General features: G+C 47.3%; 14 protein-coding genes and 1 tRNA gene. 10 read left to right on the plus strand and 5 right to left on the minus strand.

Annotation, left to right across the window (positions count from 1 at the left end):
• Positions 1-12: 12 nt before the first annotated feature.
• From NFR28_RS01400 to NFR28_RS01410, 3 genes are all read right to left on the minus strand, one after another.
• A complete protein-coding gene (locus tag NFR28_RS01400; protein WP_251178051.1) occupies positions 13-1,410 on the minus strand; it encodes an APC family permease in 1,398 nt (465 codons plus the stop codon).
• 123 nt (positions 1,411-1,533) lie between these two features.
• A complete protein-coding gene (locus NFR28_RS01405) occupies positions 1,534-2,439 on the minus strand; it encodes an acetamidase/formamidase family protein (RefSeq protein WP_251178052.1) in 906 nt (301 codons plus the stop codon).
• A gap of 150 nt (positions 2,440-2,589) precedes the next feature.
• Positions 2,590-3,144: an HdeD family acid-resistance protein gene (locus NFR28_RS01410; RefSeq protein ID WP_251178053.1), complete on the minus strand. Its 555-nt coding sequence runs from the start codon at positions 3,142-3,144 to the stop codon at positions 2,590-2,592.
• Between the two features lie 514 nt (positions 3,145-3,658).
• Here NFR28_RS01410 and NFR28_RS01415 point away from each other — a divergent pair.
• From NFR28_RS01415 to NFR28_RS01435, 5 genes are all read left to right on the plus strand, one after another.
• Positions 3,659-3,735 (plus strand) — tRNA-Met (locus tag NFR28_RS01415).
• A 293-nt stretch (positions 3,736-4,028) separates the two neighbouring features.
• Complete coding sequence (locus tag NFR28_RS01420; RefSeq protein ID WP_275556954.1) at positions 4,029-4,397, plus strand: VapE domain-containing protein; 369 nt, start codon at positions 4,029-4,031, stop codon at positions 4,395-4,397.
• Between the two features lie 34 nt (positions 4,398-4,431).
• On the plus strand, positions 4,432-5,028 hold the full coding sequence (locus tag NFR28_RS01425; RefSeq protein WP_275556960.1) for a BspA family leucine-rich repeat surface protein: 597 nt from the start codon (positions 4,432-4,434) through the stop codon (positions 5,026-5,028).
• Between the two features lie 229 nt (positions 5,029-5,257).
• Positions 5,258-5,563 (plus strand): phage holin family protein, encoded by a 306-nt coding sequence (locus NFR28_RS01430; RefSeq protein ID WP_251178056.1) that lies wholly within the window; start codon positions 5,258-5,260, stop codon positions 5,561-5,563.
• A gap of 2 nt (positions 5,564-5,565) precedes the next feature.
• Positions 5,566-6,435 carry an endolysin-like domain-containing protein gene (locus NFR28_RS01435; protein WP_251178057.1) on the plus strand — a complete coding sequence of 290 codons (870 nt, stop codon included), beginning with the start codon at positions 5,566-5,568 and terminating at the stop codon, positions 6,433-6,435.
• A 194-nt stretch (positions 6,436-6,629) separates the two neighbouring features.
• Here NFR28_RS01435 and NFR28_RS01440 read toward each other — a convergent pair whose 3' ends face one another.
• Together NFR28_RS01440 and NFR28_RS01445 are read right to left on the minus strand one after the other, a co-directional pair.
• The gene (locus tag NFR28_RS01440; protein WP_251178058.1) at positions 6,630-7,514 is read right to left on the minus strand and encodes a hypothetical protein; all 885 of its coding nucleotides are present in this window, start codon (positions 7,512-7,514) and stop codon (positions 6,630-6,632) included.
• Between the two features lie 46 nt (positions 7,515-7,560).
• Positions 7,561-7,974 (minus strand): hypothetical protein, encoded by a 414-nt coding sequence (locus NFR28_RS01445; protein WP_251178059.1) that lies wholly within the window; start codon positions 7,972-7,974, stop codon positions 7,561-7,563.
• A gap of 608 nt (positions 7,975-8,582) precedes the next feature.
• On the opposite strand from NFR28_RS01445, the gene NFR28_RS08920 reads away from it, so the two are divergent.
• From NFR28_RS08920 to NFR28_RS01465, 5 genes are all read left to right on the plus strand, one after another.
• Entirely contained in the window at positions 8,583-8,834 is a 252-nt protein-coding gene (locus NFR28_RS08920) for a transposase-like zinc-binding domain-containing protein (RefSeq protein WP_420840393.1), read from the plus strand.
• 448 nt (positions 8,835-9,282) lie between these two features.
• Complete coding sequence (locus tag NFR28_RS01450; RefSeq protein ID WP_251178060.1) at positions 9,283-9,768, plus strand: hypothetical protein; 486 nt, start codon at positions 9,283-9,285, stop codon at positions 9,766-9,768.
• Between the two features lie 176 nt (positions 9,769-9,944).
• Positions 9,945-10,148, plus strand: coding sequence for a hypothetical protein (locus NFR28_RS01455; RefSeq protein WP_251178061.1), 204 nt, complete (start codon positions 9,945-9,947; stop codon positions 10,146-10,148).
• Between the two features lies 1 nt (position 10,149).
• Positions 10,150-15,057 (plus strand): DEAD/DEAH box helicase, encoded by a 4,908-nt coding sequence (locus tag NFR28_RS01460; protein WP_251178062.1) that lies wholly within the window; start codon positions 10,150-10,152, stop codon positions 15,055-15,057.
• A gap of 50 nt (positions 15,058-15,107) precedes the next feature.
• A complete protein-coding gene (locus NFR28_RS01465; protein WP_251178063.1) occupies positions 15,108-18,845 on the plus strand; it encodes a YobI family P-loop NTPase in 3,738 nt (1,245 codons plus the stop codon).
• Position 18,846: the final 1 nt, after the last annotated feature.

An 18,846-nucleotide genomic window follows, 5' to 3' on the forward strand; every position in this document is an offset into this window, starting at 1 on the left:
TGAGCTTTGAATCTAGCACTCAAGATTCTTAAATGCCTCAGGAACTTCTTTGTATCCCTTGGATTTAACTGCACCAATGATCAGGCCAATTATCAACCAAACTACACCTACCACATAGGTCGGTATGTCAAAACCAGTGAACACAAACACCAAAATGGCAATGCCAAGGAACGGGCAGATGAGATACTTCAGCCAGTCGCCAAAGGTGTTGCGCTGCTTCTCTTTCACGAAGAAGTACAAGAACACTGCGAAGTTCAGCAGCACAAACGAAGACAACGCACCGAAGTTAACGAAGCGTGAAAGCATAACCATGTCTCCAAAGAATGCCGTCACGATCAGTGCCAAACCACCCAAAACGAGCGAAGCAACCCACGGGGTTTGATACTTCGGATGAACCTTGCCAAAGAAGCGCGGAATCACGCCGTCGCGACCCATGGAGTACAGCAAACGAGCTGATGCGGTTTGCGCATTCATGATGTTAGCGATACCAACAGCAACGATGTTTACCACCAGCAAGATGTTGCGAAGTACCACGCCACCAGCTGCTTCAGCTGCATCAAAGAAGCCAGTCTCAATTGAGATTGCCTCCCAGTCGGGCTGGATCAGCGCTGCGACATACGTCTGAGCTACGAACACAACAACCATGATGCACAGTGCGATGATGATACCCTTGCCAATGTTCTTTTCGGGCTGATAGGTTTCCTCGGCCAGCGTTGACATGCCGTCGAAGCCCAAAAATGACAGGCACGCAATAGACACAGCCATCGCAATAAAGTGCGCGTCTACCTCGCCTGCTTTCCAAAGCGGGTCAACGGACAGCTCGCCATAGCCGCCTCCGCCAAGCACAAATGATGTGCCGATTGCAATAAAGGCAATGACTGCCAAGATCTCAACGATAAAGATGATCCAGTCAATACCTTTCGACATGGAAATACCGCGGATGTTTACGAAGGTGTTAAACACGACGAAAACGATAATCCACAGATACCACGGACTTCCTGGCACGAGCGCTACACCCCAGTTTGCAACCATGACCAGCAGCAATGCGGGAACAAAAACGTAGTCCAGCAAGATAAGCCAGCCAGCAATAAAGCCAACATGAGGGTTAATACCGCGCTGCACATATGAGTACACTGAACCCGCAATGGGGAACTTCTTCGACATCCACATGTACGAAAGTGCGGTAAAGCTAATGGCAATAAAGCCAACGATGTAAACGAGCGGCGTCATGCCGTGGCTGTTTTGCTGGATCTCGCCGTAAATGGACTGCGGGGCGATGATTACCATGAACAGCACGCCATACAAAATGACGTCGCGCAGTTGGAGCCCACGCTTGAGCTCCTGTTTGTAGCCGAAGGCCTCAATGTCTTCTCCCAGGCCTATAGTCGGCTCGACAATTTTGTCCGCCATGGTTTCCTCTCTTCTGAGTTGTGAGACAAAAATGATTGTTCGCACAAGCACACACGCGAACCATCACAAGGAATGGCAAATTATGACTGAATTTCGTGTGGAATTGCGATACTTGCGTACGCGTTAGCCCACTAATGGCGAAAACTCGGGCAATTTCGGCGTTCCGATGCGCAGACTCAGCTGCACTTCACACGGTTTGCACCCTTGGCTGATTTCGACATCGCTTTGAATTGACATGTACATATAGGTGTCAGCTGCCGACCAACCAGTGGCATTCATGAGCAGACGCTGCATTTCTTTCGCCGCGCACATGACAGCCTCGTTGTACTCTTGCGCGCTTGCGTTGACATACCACTTGCCCGCAGGGCCAAAGGTTTCAAGCACCGGCCAGTGCAGCTCGAAGTTTTTAAGCAGCGATACACGCACGGTGATTTCAGCCGGGATCTCAATGCCTGTGCCACATAATTCGCCATCGCCCATTGCGGCGTGCACGTCTCCCATCTGGAGTAATGCACCTTCTACGCGCACGGGAAGATACAAACGCGTGCCTTTGGTGATAAGCTTGCAATCCATGTTGCCGCCATGGCTGCCCACGTAACCATCAATTACGTCTGGGCCGCTGGGAGCACAACCAATAACGCCAATCATGGGGTTAATGGGGAAACGCACGTTGTTAAACGTTGCCATACCACCTTCAATTGCAACCTTTTTGGTCTGATACGGCATGCCTTCAAACAGCGGACCACAATGGTCATCAGTGGCGACCGTGCCAACAGGGGCAACGTCAATGTCGAAGATATCAACCACCAAAACGTCGTCCGGAACCGCGCCTTCCACAAACACCGGGCCTGCTGCAGGATTTGCGTCGTTATATCCATACGAGAGGTCAGCCATGGTGACCTCTTCGCTCGTCAGGCGATTTGAAAAGCAGTCGAGCGTTTTAAACATGAGCACTTCGCCAGGTTGTGCGGTATAAACCGGCTGGTTATCCTTGGAAAATGCATAGACTTGTTCGGTGATTACTTGCATAAGAGCCCCTTCTTTGTCATGACAAAGACACACGCGTGTCTTATCGTGCGTTCATTGTACGCGCTTTGGGGCACATGCAAGCGCAGGCTTCGCAAGAAACCAGCCAGCGTGCTGGGTTGTTCGTCATGATTGCATAAGGGGCAGGGGAAGTTAGTGCTGCTTTGCCGCTTTCATACCGTTGCTGGTCAGCAAGTCAATTGCGAGGTCGCTCACACCTTTAACGATAAGCAAGATGCCAAGCACCATCACAAATGTCACGGTAGCGCCGAACGGATTCATAATGATCACGATGCCACCAATGGCCACAATGGCGCTTACGACAAGCATCGGAATCCATGCGCTTGCAGGAAACGCGCGCATTTCATAGGAGCGTACCGCATCAACAATGCCGCTGATCAGCAGGAAGATTCCCATGATGAGCGAGAGAAAACCGCCGACAAATTCGGGGAATATGAAAACGAGCAAAGCGCCCACCAGCCACGCCACGCCGGTAATAAGGATGGGGGTTTCGCGGTATTTGCTTGAGCCGCTGCGGAAGTAAGAAATGAGCGTGATGATGCCAGTGATAGCCAAATACGCGCCGATAAGATACACCACCGTGAGCGTAGCTGTTGCAGGAGAAATCAGCAAAAAGACCCCTAAAACGACGCAGAGAATTGCCTGGATAATGGCATTTGATCGTACTTTGGCGAAGAACTTATTCATAGCGACCTCCGTTTCGCAGTTCATGACTGTGTTGCGTTCCGGGTTATGAAGCCACGCTGGATTGACTTGCTGTTGCACGGCGCACTCTGGCGCGGCACTTGCTTGGAGAAGCAACCTCAGGCGGCGAAACTCGAAACGACACCGCGCGTTACGAGCGTGTAGCAACGCGCGGAGCCAACTTCATTATGAAACAGGTGATCTTTTAATAGCTTGCGGCTCCATCACCTTATGACAACGGCTTTCTTACGACCTCGACAGCAAGTGACGCGGAGGCGGACAATGGGCAGTGCGGGCAACGGGCAATGCGCGAGGCTTCCCCATCGCCTGCGTGCGTGCGCGATGTGTGCAGTTTTATGCTGAAAGCAAAAAAGTTCTTGCATTTCGTCTTTGTGTTTGTTAACGTAATTTCTTGCCCATTAAAGGCATACATATTGCGGGGTGGAGCAGTCTGGTAGCTCGCCGGGCTCATAACCCAGCGATTTTGATAATTGAATAACCAGAAATTTCTTAACAGTGCGGGGTGGAGCAGTCTGGTAGCTCGCCGGGCTCATAACCCGGAGGTCGTTGGTTCAAATCCAGCCCCCGCGACCAAGCATTCACAGGTCAGTCATTTCGATGGCTGACCTTTTTGTTTTACAAAAGATGGATTTTGAGGGGTCGGTGCAGATGCGGTGCAGATGAGCGCATCTACTTGTGGCGAATTATCACCAAGTTTTTTTCATTTTGCGTGTTGGCTGAGAACAGATCTCCTATGAGCTGCGCAGCCTTTCCTATGGGCTTCGACCGATGACTCGGCGCGATATACCTATGCACAAGAGGCCTTCGATTGCGGGAGCGAGCGTGACTTCTAGCATGCCCTGACCATCGCTGCGAGCAAGCCGCAGGTGAATCCCATCATCAACTTGCTGGGAGCCCTACCTGAATGGGACGGAGTTCGGCGCGTAGGAACACTCATGCAGATGTTCCTTGGTGCTGCAAGCGATGACTATACGAGCGAGGTGGAGCGCCTTCTCATGGGAGCAGCGCTCGCTCGCACCTTCGACCAAGACTGCACGTTCGACTACATGCCCGTGCTCATCGAGCATCAGGGAATCGGCAAGTTCACCTTGATCCTAAAGCTCGCGCTCGATGGCAGGTACTTTATCGATTCCGTCTGTGGCATTGACTCCAAACAAGCGGCAGAGCTCATGCAAAGAAAGTGGTTCGTGGAGCTGCCGGAGATTGCAGCCATGGCAGATGATATTCGACGATGACGTGACACCAGCGACATGCGCCTATTGGTTCTACATGTTCAGGAACTGCATGACGTTCGATCTTACAAAGCTAGACACCAGCAGAGCCGTGAGCTTAGCGTATATGTTCTACTACTGCAGCTCGTTTTTCAGCCTGTTTTTGGATAGCAAAGATACGAGCAACGTAACCAACATGAAGTACATGTTCTACTACTGCACGACCGCTACAAGCCTATCCGTCCGCAACTGGGATGTCTCAAACGTGGAGGATTTCACGGAGTGCTTCCGAGGTTGTAGCTCGCTTGCGACTATCGCAGGACTGGATACATGGTGTATCGGCAGAAGATGCAAGACGATGGAATCGATGTTCAATGGATGCCAGAAGCTCCAATCGGTGACGTTCGGACGTTGCAACTTCTGGGACCTTGAGAGCATGGCATACATGTTCCAGAGGTGCTATGCGATTGAATACATAGACTTCAGTAAGTGCGAATGGAACTGCCTTCTGGACACCATAAACTCGATGTTCAACGGCGGCTTGAAGCTGACGACGATCTACTTCCCTCCTTATACGACGATAGAGGGTGCGGAAAACGGCAAAACACCTTCTACAACTGCAGCGTGCTCAAAGGAGGAGAAGGCTCGGGATTGACTGTGACTACAGCGACGCAAGCTGAATACGTGAGTGGAAAATATGCCCGAGTTGATGGCATGGGAGGAAGGCCTGGCTACTTCACGGCGAAGGGCTGATTTGTGACGCGATCTTAACCTCTTCTTTGATGTATGAGAATCAAGAAAAGGGGTTTGGGGATGGATGTAGAAATCCTCGTAGTCACAGGCGTGACGATCGTGCTAGACATCGTGTTTGGCTTCGCCGGTGCGTGGAACAGAAGGACATTCAATCCGAGAATCTAAGAAGCGGTCTTTGGCACAAAGCTGGGTTCATCGGACTGATCGTGCTTGCCTATGTGATCCAATATGCAGCTGGGCGTGTTGACCTTGGCTTTGAAGTGCCGAGCGTGCTTGCGATATGCGTCTATATCATCGTTACTGAGATCGTGAGCGTCTTCGAGAACCTGTGCGCGCTTAACCACGAGCTTGTGGCATCGCCCTTAGGAAAACTGTTCAGCCAGACGCCAAAGGTTGAGGATGCCGAGAAGCTTGCAGCTGGAAATGGCGGTAAGTAGACATGGCAACATACATCGGGCAGGCATCCTGCGACGAGAACGTGCGCTATGTAGAAGGTCAGGCTGGAAACCAAACCGGCACGGAGCTGAACACCCGAGCTGCATATCTCTATAACTGGCATAGTCTAATACGTTTCCGAGACCCTGCGAAGGCACTGAAATGCGGGCAGGCTATGGCTGCAGCGGTTTCCAACATGAAGAACGGTTACGACCAAGGTGAGCGGAATACGATCCTTCCGCTAGCGCGGGCTGCTGGCTGGGGCTTGTCGAAGATAACAACGGCGTGCGAGTGCGACTGCTCCAGCTTGGCTGGCATATGCGGAATAGCAGCGAGGATCCCCGAAAGCTACATCTACAAGGATGGAAACCTCTGCTATACGGGTAATCAAGTTGCATGCTTCGAAGCAAGCGGAATAGTGGATGTTTATTCAACGAGCGATTATGCGAACTCGACTGTGAAGTGGCAAGTCGGAGATATTCTCGTATCCAACAGCCATACAGTGGTAGTTGTGAGTGGAAATGCCCCGAGTGGAAGCGGAACTGCGACGGCGGTATCAGGCGATATTGATGAGCTAGCGCAGGTAGTGATAGCCGGACGTTATGGCAACGGCGATGCAAGGCGTGCCGCCCTTGGCGATAAGTTTAACGCTGTGCAGAAGCGCGTGAATCAACTGCTTTCTGGGACAGTGAGTGCAGCTGGAACCTCGACCGGTGTAGCACGCATCATCGCCGGTGAGTACAAGGTTGTGGCATCAAGCCTGAACGTAAGAGACAAGCCGAGCCTATCAGGAAGCAAAGTAGCATCATATTCCTACGGCGAGCATATCTACAGCATCGCTGCCGATACAGTGACCGCTGACGGTTATGTATGAGCGCACTATACCGCCTATAGCGGATCAACGAGGTACATTGCGGTAGGAACTGCCGATGGAAGCGTGAAACATCTCGTGAAATTATAAAAACCTCCAACTAAGTTTTCGTAGTTGGAGGTGAATAAAAAGATTCGTTACGGTATAGCATCTGTACTTTACATATCAAAATTTAGATGAGATTCACTTCTTCAGAATTAAACAACCTCAAAGATACAATATTTATGGACGCCGGTATTGGTGGAAGCATACAGTGATGAATACATACCGCTAGTAAGTTGCTCTGTATTAACAATAAAATAACCTTCTTTGGTTTTCTCTAATGGTAAGGTCATGAAGTTTTCTGTATCAGCTAAATAAGCGTGTTCGCTTAAATCAATAACTTCTTCCTCGAATTTAGTGCCCACATATGTGCCAATCGTGAAGCTTGTTGGTTCTTTGCTAGAAACTGTATTTGAATCTACATCCATCTCTATGCCAAGCGTTAATAAATAATTTGCAATTCTTTCATCCGTATCATCACCAGATAGAGTAGATACTTCGATTCCATTGATTTCATCGCATATAGTCCAATTTACTGGATATTCTGATGGAACATACTCTTCACCGATGATTTTGTATACACGCACACCATCTTCACTTCCATAAATATCATTATGTTCCCATATGCTGGTTGTAACGAGTTCTTCGCCAGCCGATTTATCAAGAACGGCCATAGGACCTTTGTATTCTTCATCTTGAGTTAAAGGGTTAGGCCCTGAAAAAGTATCTGAATCGAGTGAAAAATATTCATTTCCTCTTTTGATAAACAAATCATTGGAATATTGATAGCTACCAATGGCTAACATTTCATCCAGAGTCCATGGGCCATATTCACCATCATCAGAATCATCTTCATCTAAGTCTATTTCTTCATCTATAGATTCTGGATCATCATTAGTTTCTGTTGAAGAATTACTGCTAGTTGAACTGCTAGTTGAACTGCTATTTGAACTTCCAGGCGAGCATGCTAATAGAGAAACAACCATCAGACAAGAAATAAACGCTATTAAAAGAATCTTGATTTGGCTAATAGATTTCATTAACTTCTCCTTTCTTTGGCGAGACAACTGATTTACAAATGCATTATCAGTGTCTATTGAATTCAATACCTTTAAAAATCAATTTATCATTATCGAAATAGTAATAGCGTTCTCCATCAGACAGAGCTCTTTCTTCTATAGCATTCTCGTATGAGCGATATTGCTCTGACCATGAAGGAGAAGTCATACGTAAACGATCACCAGATTCAATTGTATATTCACCTTGGGTTTCTACAAATTGAAAGCCATCTCCAGAACCAGCAACGTCAGTTTCTTCCCAAGTGCCATCATTGTTAAAGGCGATTGTATGAAACGATTGATTGGTATCTTCCCAGTACCCAACAATGGAAGGTTTGCTGCATGAATTAAAAAGGAACATAACAAGTAGAATGATGACAATAATCAAACCAACGAGATAAAAATAGTTGCCTTTGGTTAGTTTTTTAGTATCTTGCTGCATTTTTAACTCCAAATCAGATATAAAGCATTGCTATGTATTAATAGCATGTTTATATATGGCAAATAAATGCTCACATTATATCCAATAAAGCAGAAAGCCTTACATGTTATTATTTAGTTGCTCCGCCGAAACCAAAATAGGCGTACGTTTCTTAGCTGCGAATGAGGCTAGTCGGCTCAGCTAGAGGCATCCGGAGCATGACGGAATTCATGACGGAAAGATGCCGAAAGAGGCGTTTTAGAGCGTTATGCGGTGTTGCTCGGAAATGACATCTGACCTGCGGATTGTTTGAAATTGTTTTGAACCGTTCTGAGGATTTAATGTCCTCATAACCCGGAGGCCATAGGTTCGAATCCTGCCCCCGCGACCAAGCATTCATAGGTCAGTCATTTCGGTGGCTGACCTTTTTGTTTTACAAAAGATGGGTTATAGGACAAAAAACGTGTCTGAAAAATTAGTGTTGATGCAGGTCAGCACCCATTTTTAACCCCAATTTTCTCTTTTTTTGAAAAAATCCACTCGGACAAAAAACGTGTCTAATCTTGAAAGTTTTTCCAGTTGAGCACATATAAAAGAGAGAAATATTCTCTCTTTTTAAGGTGTCTACGATGAAGACCAAGATTTGTCCAATTTGCGGGTCTAAAATGAAAAGAAATGGCTTTAATAGCTCTGGTCGTCAACGCTGGAGATGCAAAGGTTGCAATAAGAATGAAACCCACAAAAGAGACAACACTGCTGAGCGTTTTGAAGAGTTCTTAAAGAGCAAGCTCTTGGCATTGCGCGGGAGATGCAAAAACGGCACGACCAGATGGAAGTCTCCAGCTTGCTGCAGAACGCAGTTGATGGGATCGAGCCATTAGAGGGCAAGCATCGTGTGGGAATCTATGGCGTCCAGCGTGCCTATCGAGTGATAGGCGAGCAAGGAAGCGTTGCCAACGTTGCCACCTCCTACCCATGAAAGAATCGAACCATCGAAAGTGCAAGATGCCATCCAGGTGGCAAAAGAAGCAGCAAATGACCGAGTGATTTTAAGGCAATCTAAGCGCATGCATCTCACAGACCGACGCAGGTTTCAAAAGGATTGCTCGGACGTCTGAGAAAAGAGTAGGGGCAAATAGCCTATTGTGTAATACCGAGCGCATTTTCGCTCGTCATTCCACTATGGATTCCGCTTGCCGGGCGAGCCGTGCAAGCGAGCTTCGGGCAGAGTTCGAACCTTGTGGCAACTCCGAAATGTTGCCACCGCGGATCGTCCGGGTCTCTGCCCTCAGCGGGGGATCCCCCGCGCCCCTAGAGAAAGGAACAACCATGCTAGAGGAGAAAACTCACACGATCACATGTCGCCTCGATGAGGCTGACTTCGAGAAGCTCACAAGCGAAGCCGCGGCATTGGATATCAACACGAGCGACTACATCAGGTTGCTGACACGATTGCCGGTGGAGGTCAAAGCCGGAGGTGACCCTGACTCGTACATAATCATCGAACCAAAAGCTGTATCAATCCTAGATTACCTGATCAGGAAAAACGGGCTCCTACTAAATCAGGCCATCCATTCGCTCAATACCATTGCGCTCAAGATAAACCATGAAAAGCAGATCGATGCCGAGATGGCCGAACAGATCAAGAAGGCACTCAAAGACGTCGAGGCAGTTGACGCGAAACTTGCTGATATCAAGTTGGATACCGAAGCGCTCGTTGAAAAGAAGATGCTTTTCTTAGATAGGTATCGACAGAAGCCGAAGCGTCATAGGAAGAGGCAATCGCTTTCGGTAGCTTCAACAACCGAAAGCTAAAAGACAAGAAAGATTCACGGCCGAGAGTCCTGCGTTCGCAGGACTCTTTTTCAGAGAAAACCGACTAGTGTTATTACGCGTCGCAAGTAAGTACGCATCCATTTTCTAGATCGGGTTGGGAGGGTATAATAGTTGCAGATGTATTGCAAAACGGTTTACTAGCCGAAAGGGTCGTCATGGACTACGCGGAACTTGTCAAATCTGAGGCATGCCAAACAGATATTCAACAGTACCTAGCGGATGGCGAGACAACAGCAATCACGATACGTTTACCTAAAAATCTACGCGATGCTGCGAAAGAAGCAGCCGCGATGAGAGGTATGGGATTCAGCACATTCGTGAGAATGTGCCTTATCGAAGAGCTCAAGAAGGGACTGTGAAATGGGCGAAAACGAAGTAGAAGTAAAACTGAACTACTCAGATACGCCCTCTCGAACCATTTACGAGGTCATCGACTGGTGCCGCGAATCTTCGGAAAGTGAGCGCGAGAAGGGCGACAAGTTTGAACGTGCTGCACGCTATTACCTCCTGAATGATCCACTTTGGTCGGCAAGATTGGAAGATGTGTGGTTATGGAAGAACGCGCCAACGCACGATGGCGCTGACATCGGAATAGACCTCGTGGCTAAAGATGCTGAGGATGGAACGTATTGGGCGATCCAGTGCAAATGCTATGACGAGGATTCGACCCTTGACTACAAGACGGTCTCAACGTTCTACGGTGCGACTGGTAACAAAGATACCTATGGCCACAACATGCTCATCTCGACTACCGAGAATCTAACCAATCACCTGGACAAGGTCGCAAGCGAATGGGATACCGTCAGGGTATTTCCAAGCCAGATGGATGAAGCTGCACTCGACTGGGAGCCTTTCTTAGACGGGAAAGCTGCTACACAAAGGAAGACTTTCGATCCACTTCCCCATCAAGAGAGAGCCATAGCCGATTGCATTAAGGGCTTTGAGGGAAACGACCGCGGCAAGCTGATCATGGCTTGCGGCACCGGCAAGACGCTGACTTCCCTGCGCCTTGCCGAAGAGATGCTGGAGGCTGGTTCGTACATTCTCTTCCTGGCACCTTCGATCTCACTTGTCGGACAGACAATGCGAGCCTGGGCGAACCAAGCACGAGTGCCGATACGCTGCGCTGTTGTGTGCTCGGATGCAAAGGCGTCGGATGCAGGTGTGGATGCATGGGAATCGTCCTTATCAGATATCCCATATCCGGCAACCACCAATCCCAAGGCGCTTTACGACCAGATGAAGGAACCACTTGCAAACGGCTTCAATGTAGTATTCAGCACGTACCAATCGATACAAGTAGTATCCGATGCTCAAGATCTCGGATTGCCGCCCTTTGACATCATCATCTGCGATGAGGCGCACAGGACAACAGGCGCGAAGGACGCAGGGACATCCAAGCAAGAGCAGACGGAGTTCGTTAAGGTTCATGACAATTCGATAGTCTCTGGCAAGAAGCGCCTGTACATGACGGCGACCCCACGCATCTACGGCGAGACTGCCAAGAAGAAGGCGAAGGAAGAGGACTACGTCATATCTTCGATGGATGACGAGAGCATCTTCGGCAAGGAATTCCACAGGCTCAAGTTCGGCGAGGCTGTGGATGAAGGGCTGCTGACCGATTACAAGGTGATCGCGCTTACCGTAGCCGAGGATGCTGTGAGCCAGATCTACCAGCAAGCCATGGCAAACGATGAGGGGTTCGAGATACCGGATGCCGCCAAGATCATAGGCTGTTGGAAAGGACTAGCCGGAGAAGGTGATGGGGGAGCTGGGCATGCGCTTAAGAACGCGGTAGCGTTCTGTACGACCATCGCAGAGTCGAAGCGCATCCAGGAGTACTTCAAGCAGATCGTGGATGCCTACATCAAATACGAGAAGGAGCAGGAGAACGATACCCCGCTCCTTCACTGCGACATCGAGCACGTTGATGGCACCATGGACTCGGCGGAGCGCAAGGCGAAGCTGAAATGGCTGGCCGAGACAGAGGATGCAACAGCTGATGGCGAAGAGGTATGCCACATCCTCTCGAACGCGAGATGCCTGGCAGAAGGCGTGGATGTGCCGAACCTCGATGCAGTCATGTTCTTACAGCCCAAGAAGTCTGAAATCGACATTACCCAAGCAGTCGGGCGCGTCATGCGCAAATTCGAAGGCAAGGACTACGGCTACATCATCCTGCCTATCGTCATCCCAGCTGGCATGACGGCGGAGGAGGCCTTGGACGCAAACGAGCCATTCCAGGTTGTCTGGGACATAGTGAAATCGCTCAGGAGTCATGACGAACGATTGGAGGCGCGTATAAACGCGCTCCCCTATGACAAGAAGGATGGGGACAAGAAAGACGATGACGTGGTGACTATCATCGACGTCACACCGGAAAGCGACGGGGATACAGAAGGCGATGCGCCGTTAGATGGTGACGGAGAAGGCGTGCAAATGCAGATGCACTTCACCGAGCATGAGCTGCAAGAGGCGGTCAATGCGGTCATCGTCAAGAAGTGTGGCAGCAAGGTCTATTGGGACGATTGGGCAAAGGACATTGGAAAGATCGCCCAGCGTCACATCGAGCGTGTCGGCGAGCTTGTGCTCGATGGCGGTGAAGCGTCCGACGAATTCCAAGCTTTCCTGAAAGGTTTGCGCGATTCCCTGAATGAGGGCATATCAGAGAAGGAAGCTGTTGAGATGTTGGCGCAGCACATGATCACGCTGCCAATCTTTGACGCGCTGTTTGGGGGTTCGGAGTTTGCCAAGAGCAATCCGATATCAATAGCCATGGAAGGTATGGTTGATACCTTACGTGAGTACAACATCGAGACGCTTGAGGAGAGACGTGAGCTTGACGAGCTTTATGCGAGCGTGAGACGACGCGCCGAAGGCGTGAAGACCGATGCTGGACGCCAGCGCATCATCAAAGAGCTCTACGAGAAGTTCTTCAGTCAGGCCTTCAAAGCGACATCGGAGAAGATGGGCATCGTCTACACGCCAAATGAGGTGGTGAACTACATCCTCCATGCGACGAACCGCTTACTGCAGAAGGAATTCGGGCAGAGTCTAGCTGATGAGGGAGTGAACATCCTCGATCCGTTCACTGGTACTGGAACTTTCATTGTGAATTTGCTTCAGGACGAAGAGCTCATGCCTTTGGACAAGCTCCCGATGAAGTACAAGAGCGAGATCTGGTGCAACGAGATTCTTCTACTGGCTTACTACATTGCAACCATAAACATCGAGTATGCCTACCATTCACGCATTCATGGAGAGTACGCACCGTTCGAAGGCGCAGTGCTTACGGATACCTTTCAGATGTACGAAAAGGGAGATCCGCTCGATCTTGAGATGTTCGTAGATAACACGGAACGTATCTTGCGTGAAATGGAAACACCGATTCATGTAATAGTCGGTAACCCTCCGTATTCATCAGGGCAAAAGAATGCAGACGACAGTAATCAAAATACGCAATATCCAACGTTAATCGCGAAGATTAGAAATACGTATGCGGCCAAGTCGATCAACGGCTCAAAAAAAATGGCGCTATATGATTCGTATATAGAAGCATTTAGATGGGCATCAGACAGAATCGGTGAGCGAGGAGTCATTTCGTTCGTGACCAACGGAGGATGGCTTGATGCACAGGCAATGGATGGATTCAGAAAATGCCTAGTTGAAGAGTTCAGCTCAATCTATGTTTTTAATCTTCGAGGTAATCAGCGAACTCAGGGCGAGCAATCACGTAAAGAAGGCGGCAAGATTTTTGGATCAGGATCACGTGCCCCTATCACTATTACTATGCTCGTGAAGAACCCATCATCCGAAGAGCATGGAACGATACACTATCACGACATCGGAGATTATCTCGATCGCGAAACCAAGCTAGCAATAGTCGCATCTTCAATAAACGGTGAGGGTTTTGAGTGGGATAGTATACAACCAGACAGGCATGGTGATTGGCTAAACCAACGCGATGAAAGCTGGTACGATTTTGCGCCTCTCGGCTTGTCAAAGCTTAAAGCACCTAGAGGGATATTTGAATTATGGTCATCGGGGGTAATTACGCATAGAGATACCTGGATGTACTCGTTCTCGCGCGATGCGCTGGTAAACCAAATTGAAACTTTAGCTAGTTTCTTTAATGAGCAGATTGATAAACACGGATCAGCTATTTCATCTAAAGATGAAGTCGAGAGAATTGTTGAAAAAGAACCTGCGAAGATTAAGTGGGACAAGAAGCTGTATGATCGCGTTTATGAGTCTGAGAGAATTGAGCCTGTAGACGCAAGTATTACGAAATCCGCATATAGGCCATTTTGTAAAGAATGGCTTTATTACGACGACACAATCAACTGGAGCCATTACCAACTGTCAAAGCTCTTTCCAACTATAGAGCATGAAAACATTTATATAGCTTTTACGAATGGCGATAAATCAAGCCAGTTGATATCAAATCTGGTGCCAGATTTACATTATGTGGGAGATTCACAATGTTTCCCGCTCTATTGGTATGAGAAGAAGGACTCACTTGGCGGAATGTTCGCAGATGAGTCCGAGGAATATATCAGACATGACGCGATTACCGATGAGGCACTTGAGGTTTTTCGGGAAGTATATCCGCGAGCCTTTGATGTGCATGACAAGTTCAAAGCACGTACGAAAGCGAACGGCGGAATTGAGCTAACAAAGGAAGACATCTTTTATTACATCTACGGCATCCTCCACTCACCTGAATATCGCCAACGGTTTGAGGCCAACCTCAAGAAGGAACTGCCACGAATCCCGCTAGCTGCAAACTTCCGTGCGTTTTCACTTGCGGGAAGGCGTCTGGCAGAGCTTCATCTCAACTACGAGAGCGTTGAGCCCTATCCTCTAACTGTTCGAGGAAATGAAAAGAATCCCGGGCGCGTAGAGAAGATGAAATGGGGTAAGTGCAAGGATCCTGAAACCGGCAAAAAGGTAGATGACTACACGACGCTCATCTATAACGAAAACTTGGCTTATTCGGGAATCCCAGAAGTTGCCAATGACTACAAGGTCAATGGCAGAAGCCCGCTCGAATGGATGATCGATCGCTATCAGGTAAAGATGGACAAGGCATCAGGCATCGTAAACGACCCCAACGACTACAGCGATGACCCGACTTATATCAGCGGCTTGATTCCACGACTAGTTACCGTAGCCATGGACACAATGGACATCGTAAACGGTTTACCACCACTGAATGAGAAGCCACAGCCTGCTGACTGGCCGTTCGCGTGGAAGGTGAGCGAATGAGCGTTAGGATGACAATTGCTAAGCTCGCACGGAGGGTGAATAGCTGGTGTATGAAAACCAGTGATGATTTTGCGGACAAATCCCTAAACGCCCTTACACCGACTCGTTTGTCAGACGAGGAGTACAAGCTCTACGAGAAGGAGTTTTCTTTCGTTTTTCACAATCCAAAGATTCGAAACATTGCTTTGATGGGTACTTATGGCGCTGGCAAAAGCACTGTTATGGAGACATGGGATGAAAAGCAGCTTCTTGCTGGCGATGGCCACGAGAGCACCTTTATTTCGCTAGCCCATTTTCACGGATCAAATAACGAAACCAGTGCAGTAGAAGGTGAAATACTTAATCAGCTAATTCATAAGACCAAACGTAGCCGGATTCCAAAAAGCAGGTTTAGGCATACGCAAGACGATCGCAGAATCTTTGATTTTATTAAAGCAACGGCCTGCGTAGGATATGGCTTATTAACCATTGCACTTATTACATTGTTGATAAAAGATGATATTACGTTTCCTGAAAATGTTGAAGGATTTGCACAACCGATATGGATTGCCATATGCGTATGGGCAATTGGGCTAGTTGCAATTCTGTACTCTGCATTCCGTCGAGACAAAACAGATAAGTTTTTGCGACGAATAAAGCTATTCGGAAATGAAGTCGATTTATTTGAATTCGACAAGAATCAGGCTGAAAAAGACGGTTCTGAATCGCACGATCCAATATTCAATAAATACATGGACGACGTCCTGTACCTGTTAAATAATTCCGGATCCGATGTTTATATTTTTGAGGACCTCGATCGTTTTGATGATTCGATTGAAATATTTGAAAAGCTTCGAGAACTTAACGGTCTCGCCAACGACTGTAGATTGGAAAAGCTTAAGCCCTTACGATTTTTCTACCTAGTTCGAGAAGATTTATTCGAAACACCAGAAGATCGGGTCAAGTTCTTTGATTTCATTATCCCAATCATTCCTTTTTCAGATCCAGATGGAAATTTTGATGAACTAAGAAGCGGTTTGAGTAATCTAGGCTTGAATGTGAGCGATTTATTCACCTATGAAATATCTTCTTTCATTCCCGACCCCCGTGCTTTAAAGGACATTGTTAACGAGGCAAAGCATTACCAAGAACATATTTTTCACGACAGTGATAAGCCTTTATCCGAAAGCGAGGCTGAACATCTTGTAGCAGCAATTGTTTATAAGGTTGTTTTTCCAACTGATTTTTCAAACTTTCAACGTGGAAAAGGTTTTGTGTCAGAGCTTCTAAGAAAGCGTGAAATTCTGATTGCTAAGCAAAGGCGCTTGCTAGAAGCTGAGAAAGAAGAGCTTTCATCTGCGATTCGCGAAATAGATGAGAAAAATCAATTTAACTTGGATGAGCTGATTCTCACAAGTTATTTTGATAAGTCAAATTTCACCAGGTTCGGAAACGCAATATATAACGCAAATACTACAACAGAGGTTATCAAAGCAATTAGAGATAACGATCAAGCAAGCAAAAAGCTAGATGAGGTAATTGAAGAATATTTAAGCGACGAAACTAATTTAAAGCGTTACGGAGAACCGAAAGAATACCTAGACAAGCGGAAATCAGAGTATCTTGCAAGAATACAAGAAATAGATGACAGACTATTGCACCTAAGCTGTAGCACACTAGGCAAATTACTGGTAGAGTCTGTGGATGATGATGTCTTCGTTATCGAAGAAAAAGATTTGGAAAGAAGCGCTGACTTCAAAGATTGTGAAATTGGAACTGTTCAGCAGAGTCAACACTTTTCGTTATTAAAGCATCTTCTGAGCACGGATCTCATTGATGAATCTTCATTGAGATTCATAATACGTGTCCGACCAGGAGGACTATCTCTTGCCGATCAGCGAAATCTGGCAATAATCCAAGGTCGAAGGCCTATTGATCCTACATATGTTTTCGATAAGCCTGGCGATGTTCTCATGAGAATACGCGATGAATTTCTGATGGTTCCAGGCGTCCAGAACCACTCGATTCTTAAAGAAATACTTAATAAAGAAGAAACGGACAAACTTTCGAAATTTGTAGCAGGTCTTCAACGCGGAGATCATGCTGATTTCTTTCTTGGTTATGTTGTTTCCGATCAATTCATTCCCAGTGTTTTTAGTGTAATAGAGAACGATTTCGATAACGAAGCAAGCATTGTTCTTGCCGATGAGACTGCCTCTTTCGAAGACCGTAGAAACTTTGTCCATAAACTTATGTGTTACAAAGATGATTGGAACTTGGATGCGACAGAAAGCGCCCTTGTTGCGTTTGCAAACGCCGATCCCGAATTATTATCCGTAGGCGATACATTGTTGGAGGGGGTCAGAAGAAATATTGACAAGTTCGTCCTTTCTTTGTCTGATATTGAATTTGAGACCGCGGACAAGGGGCTCCTTAACATTGTCTATGAGAAATCGCTATATGAGCCCAATGCTGCATTAGCGATGAAATGGGCTGAGAATCGATTCCCCTACCATGTCGTAAATAGGCATTCAGCTATTTCCATCGTCTACTCACTTTCCGACGAGAAGCTCCATGAATTTGTGGAGGAAAACATGGAGACTTTTATTCTCTCCATTATTGATGCTGACGACTCTCCTTTATCTGAATCAGAAGATATTTTAGCTTGGGTATTGAACACATTACCAGATAACCAAGAAGCGGCCGTATCCTTTGTAAAGAGATTAGAGAATTGCACGTTTCAAGACTTGAGCCGGATTAAAGACCCAGCGTTTAAAAGAGCTCTTTTGCTGTTTGATATCCCAGAGTTTTCTGAAACGAACATACTTGATTACTTCTCTGCATGCGAAAACGTAATCGATGACGCATTAGCAGGATTCATTCAAAATCATCTTAATTCCGAGGAAGACATAAAGGTCGTAATAGACGCGCTGTCAGGCAACGAAGACTTCGTCTGGGCTGCCGTCGTGAATTCGAACTTAACTGATGAAAACATCGGAGTCCTTTTATCTGGCGAAGGCTCTGCTGCTCTGGCCGAATTCAATATGGAAGACTTGGGGCAGTCGCGGGTTGCTGTCGTACTGCAAGCAAAGCGTATTTTTGTTACAGAAAGCAACGCGCAGTTTATTCGAGCGAATTATCCGAGCTGTGAATCACTCTTTGCCGTCTCGGATATCGATGCGTATCTTAAGCTTTTTTACGCAGACGACGATGCCCTGGAATTCGACGAAAGCGTTGGGCTGAAATTATTTGAGTCTGATCAAATTACCCCGTCTAAGAAAGTCGAAATCGCAAAACTATTCACATCGCCTATTCATCTAAATACTTTGTATCCTGACTTGCTCAAAATCGAGATTATCAATGACCATTTTGATATCGATGATTTACCTCAGCTTCTCAATGAATTTGAACCTGGAGGTAAACTGCTGCAGGAGTCGATTAAAAATAAAGCCGTTGCAAGAATTAATGAGATAACTGCTCAAGAGATACCTATACCATCTGGACTCTTTTGCGAAATCCTTAGGGACCCAAGCTTTTCTGCCAATGATCGATTGGAACAAATAGCGTTTCAGTTGAATCTTGGAGACTCGTTAATCACAGACCGTGAATGCGTCCGAAAATGCTTTGAAGCAGTGGGAGCTCAAGATTACGTGAGGCTTCTTGATGGGAAGAAGATAAGTGTCCCGACGGATACTTCTAACAGTAATGTCGTCAGAGCTTTGATGAAGCGCGGTATGTGCAGTGAAAAGACTGAACAAGGGGCTAACGGGTACATAATCATTTCGCCTAAGGGGTACGAGCGCAAGTAGT

The organism is Adlercreutzia agrestimuris (assembly GCF_943193125.1).
GTDB lineage: Bacteria > Actinomycetota > Coriobacteriia > Coriobacteriales > Eggerthellaceae > Xiamenia > Xiamenia agrestimuris.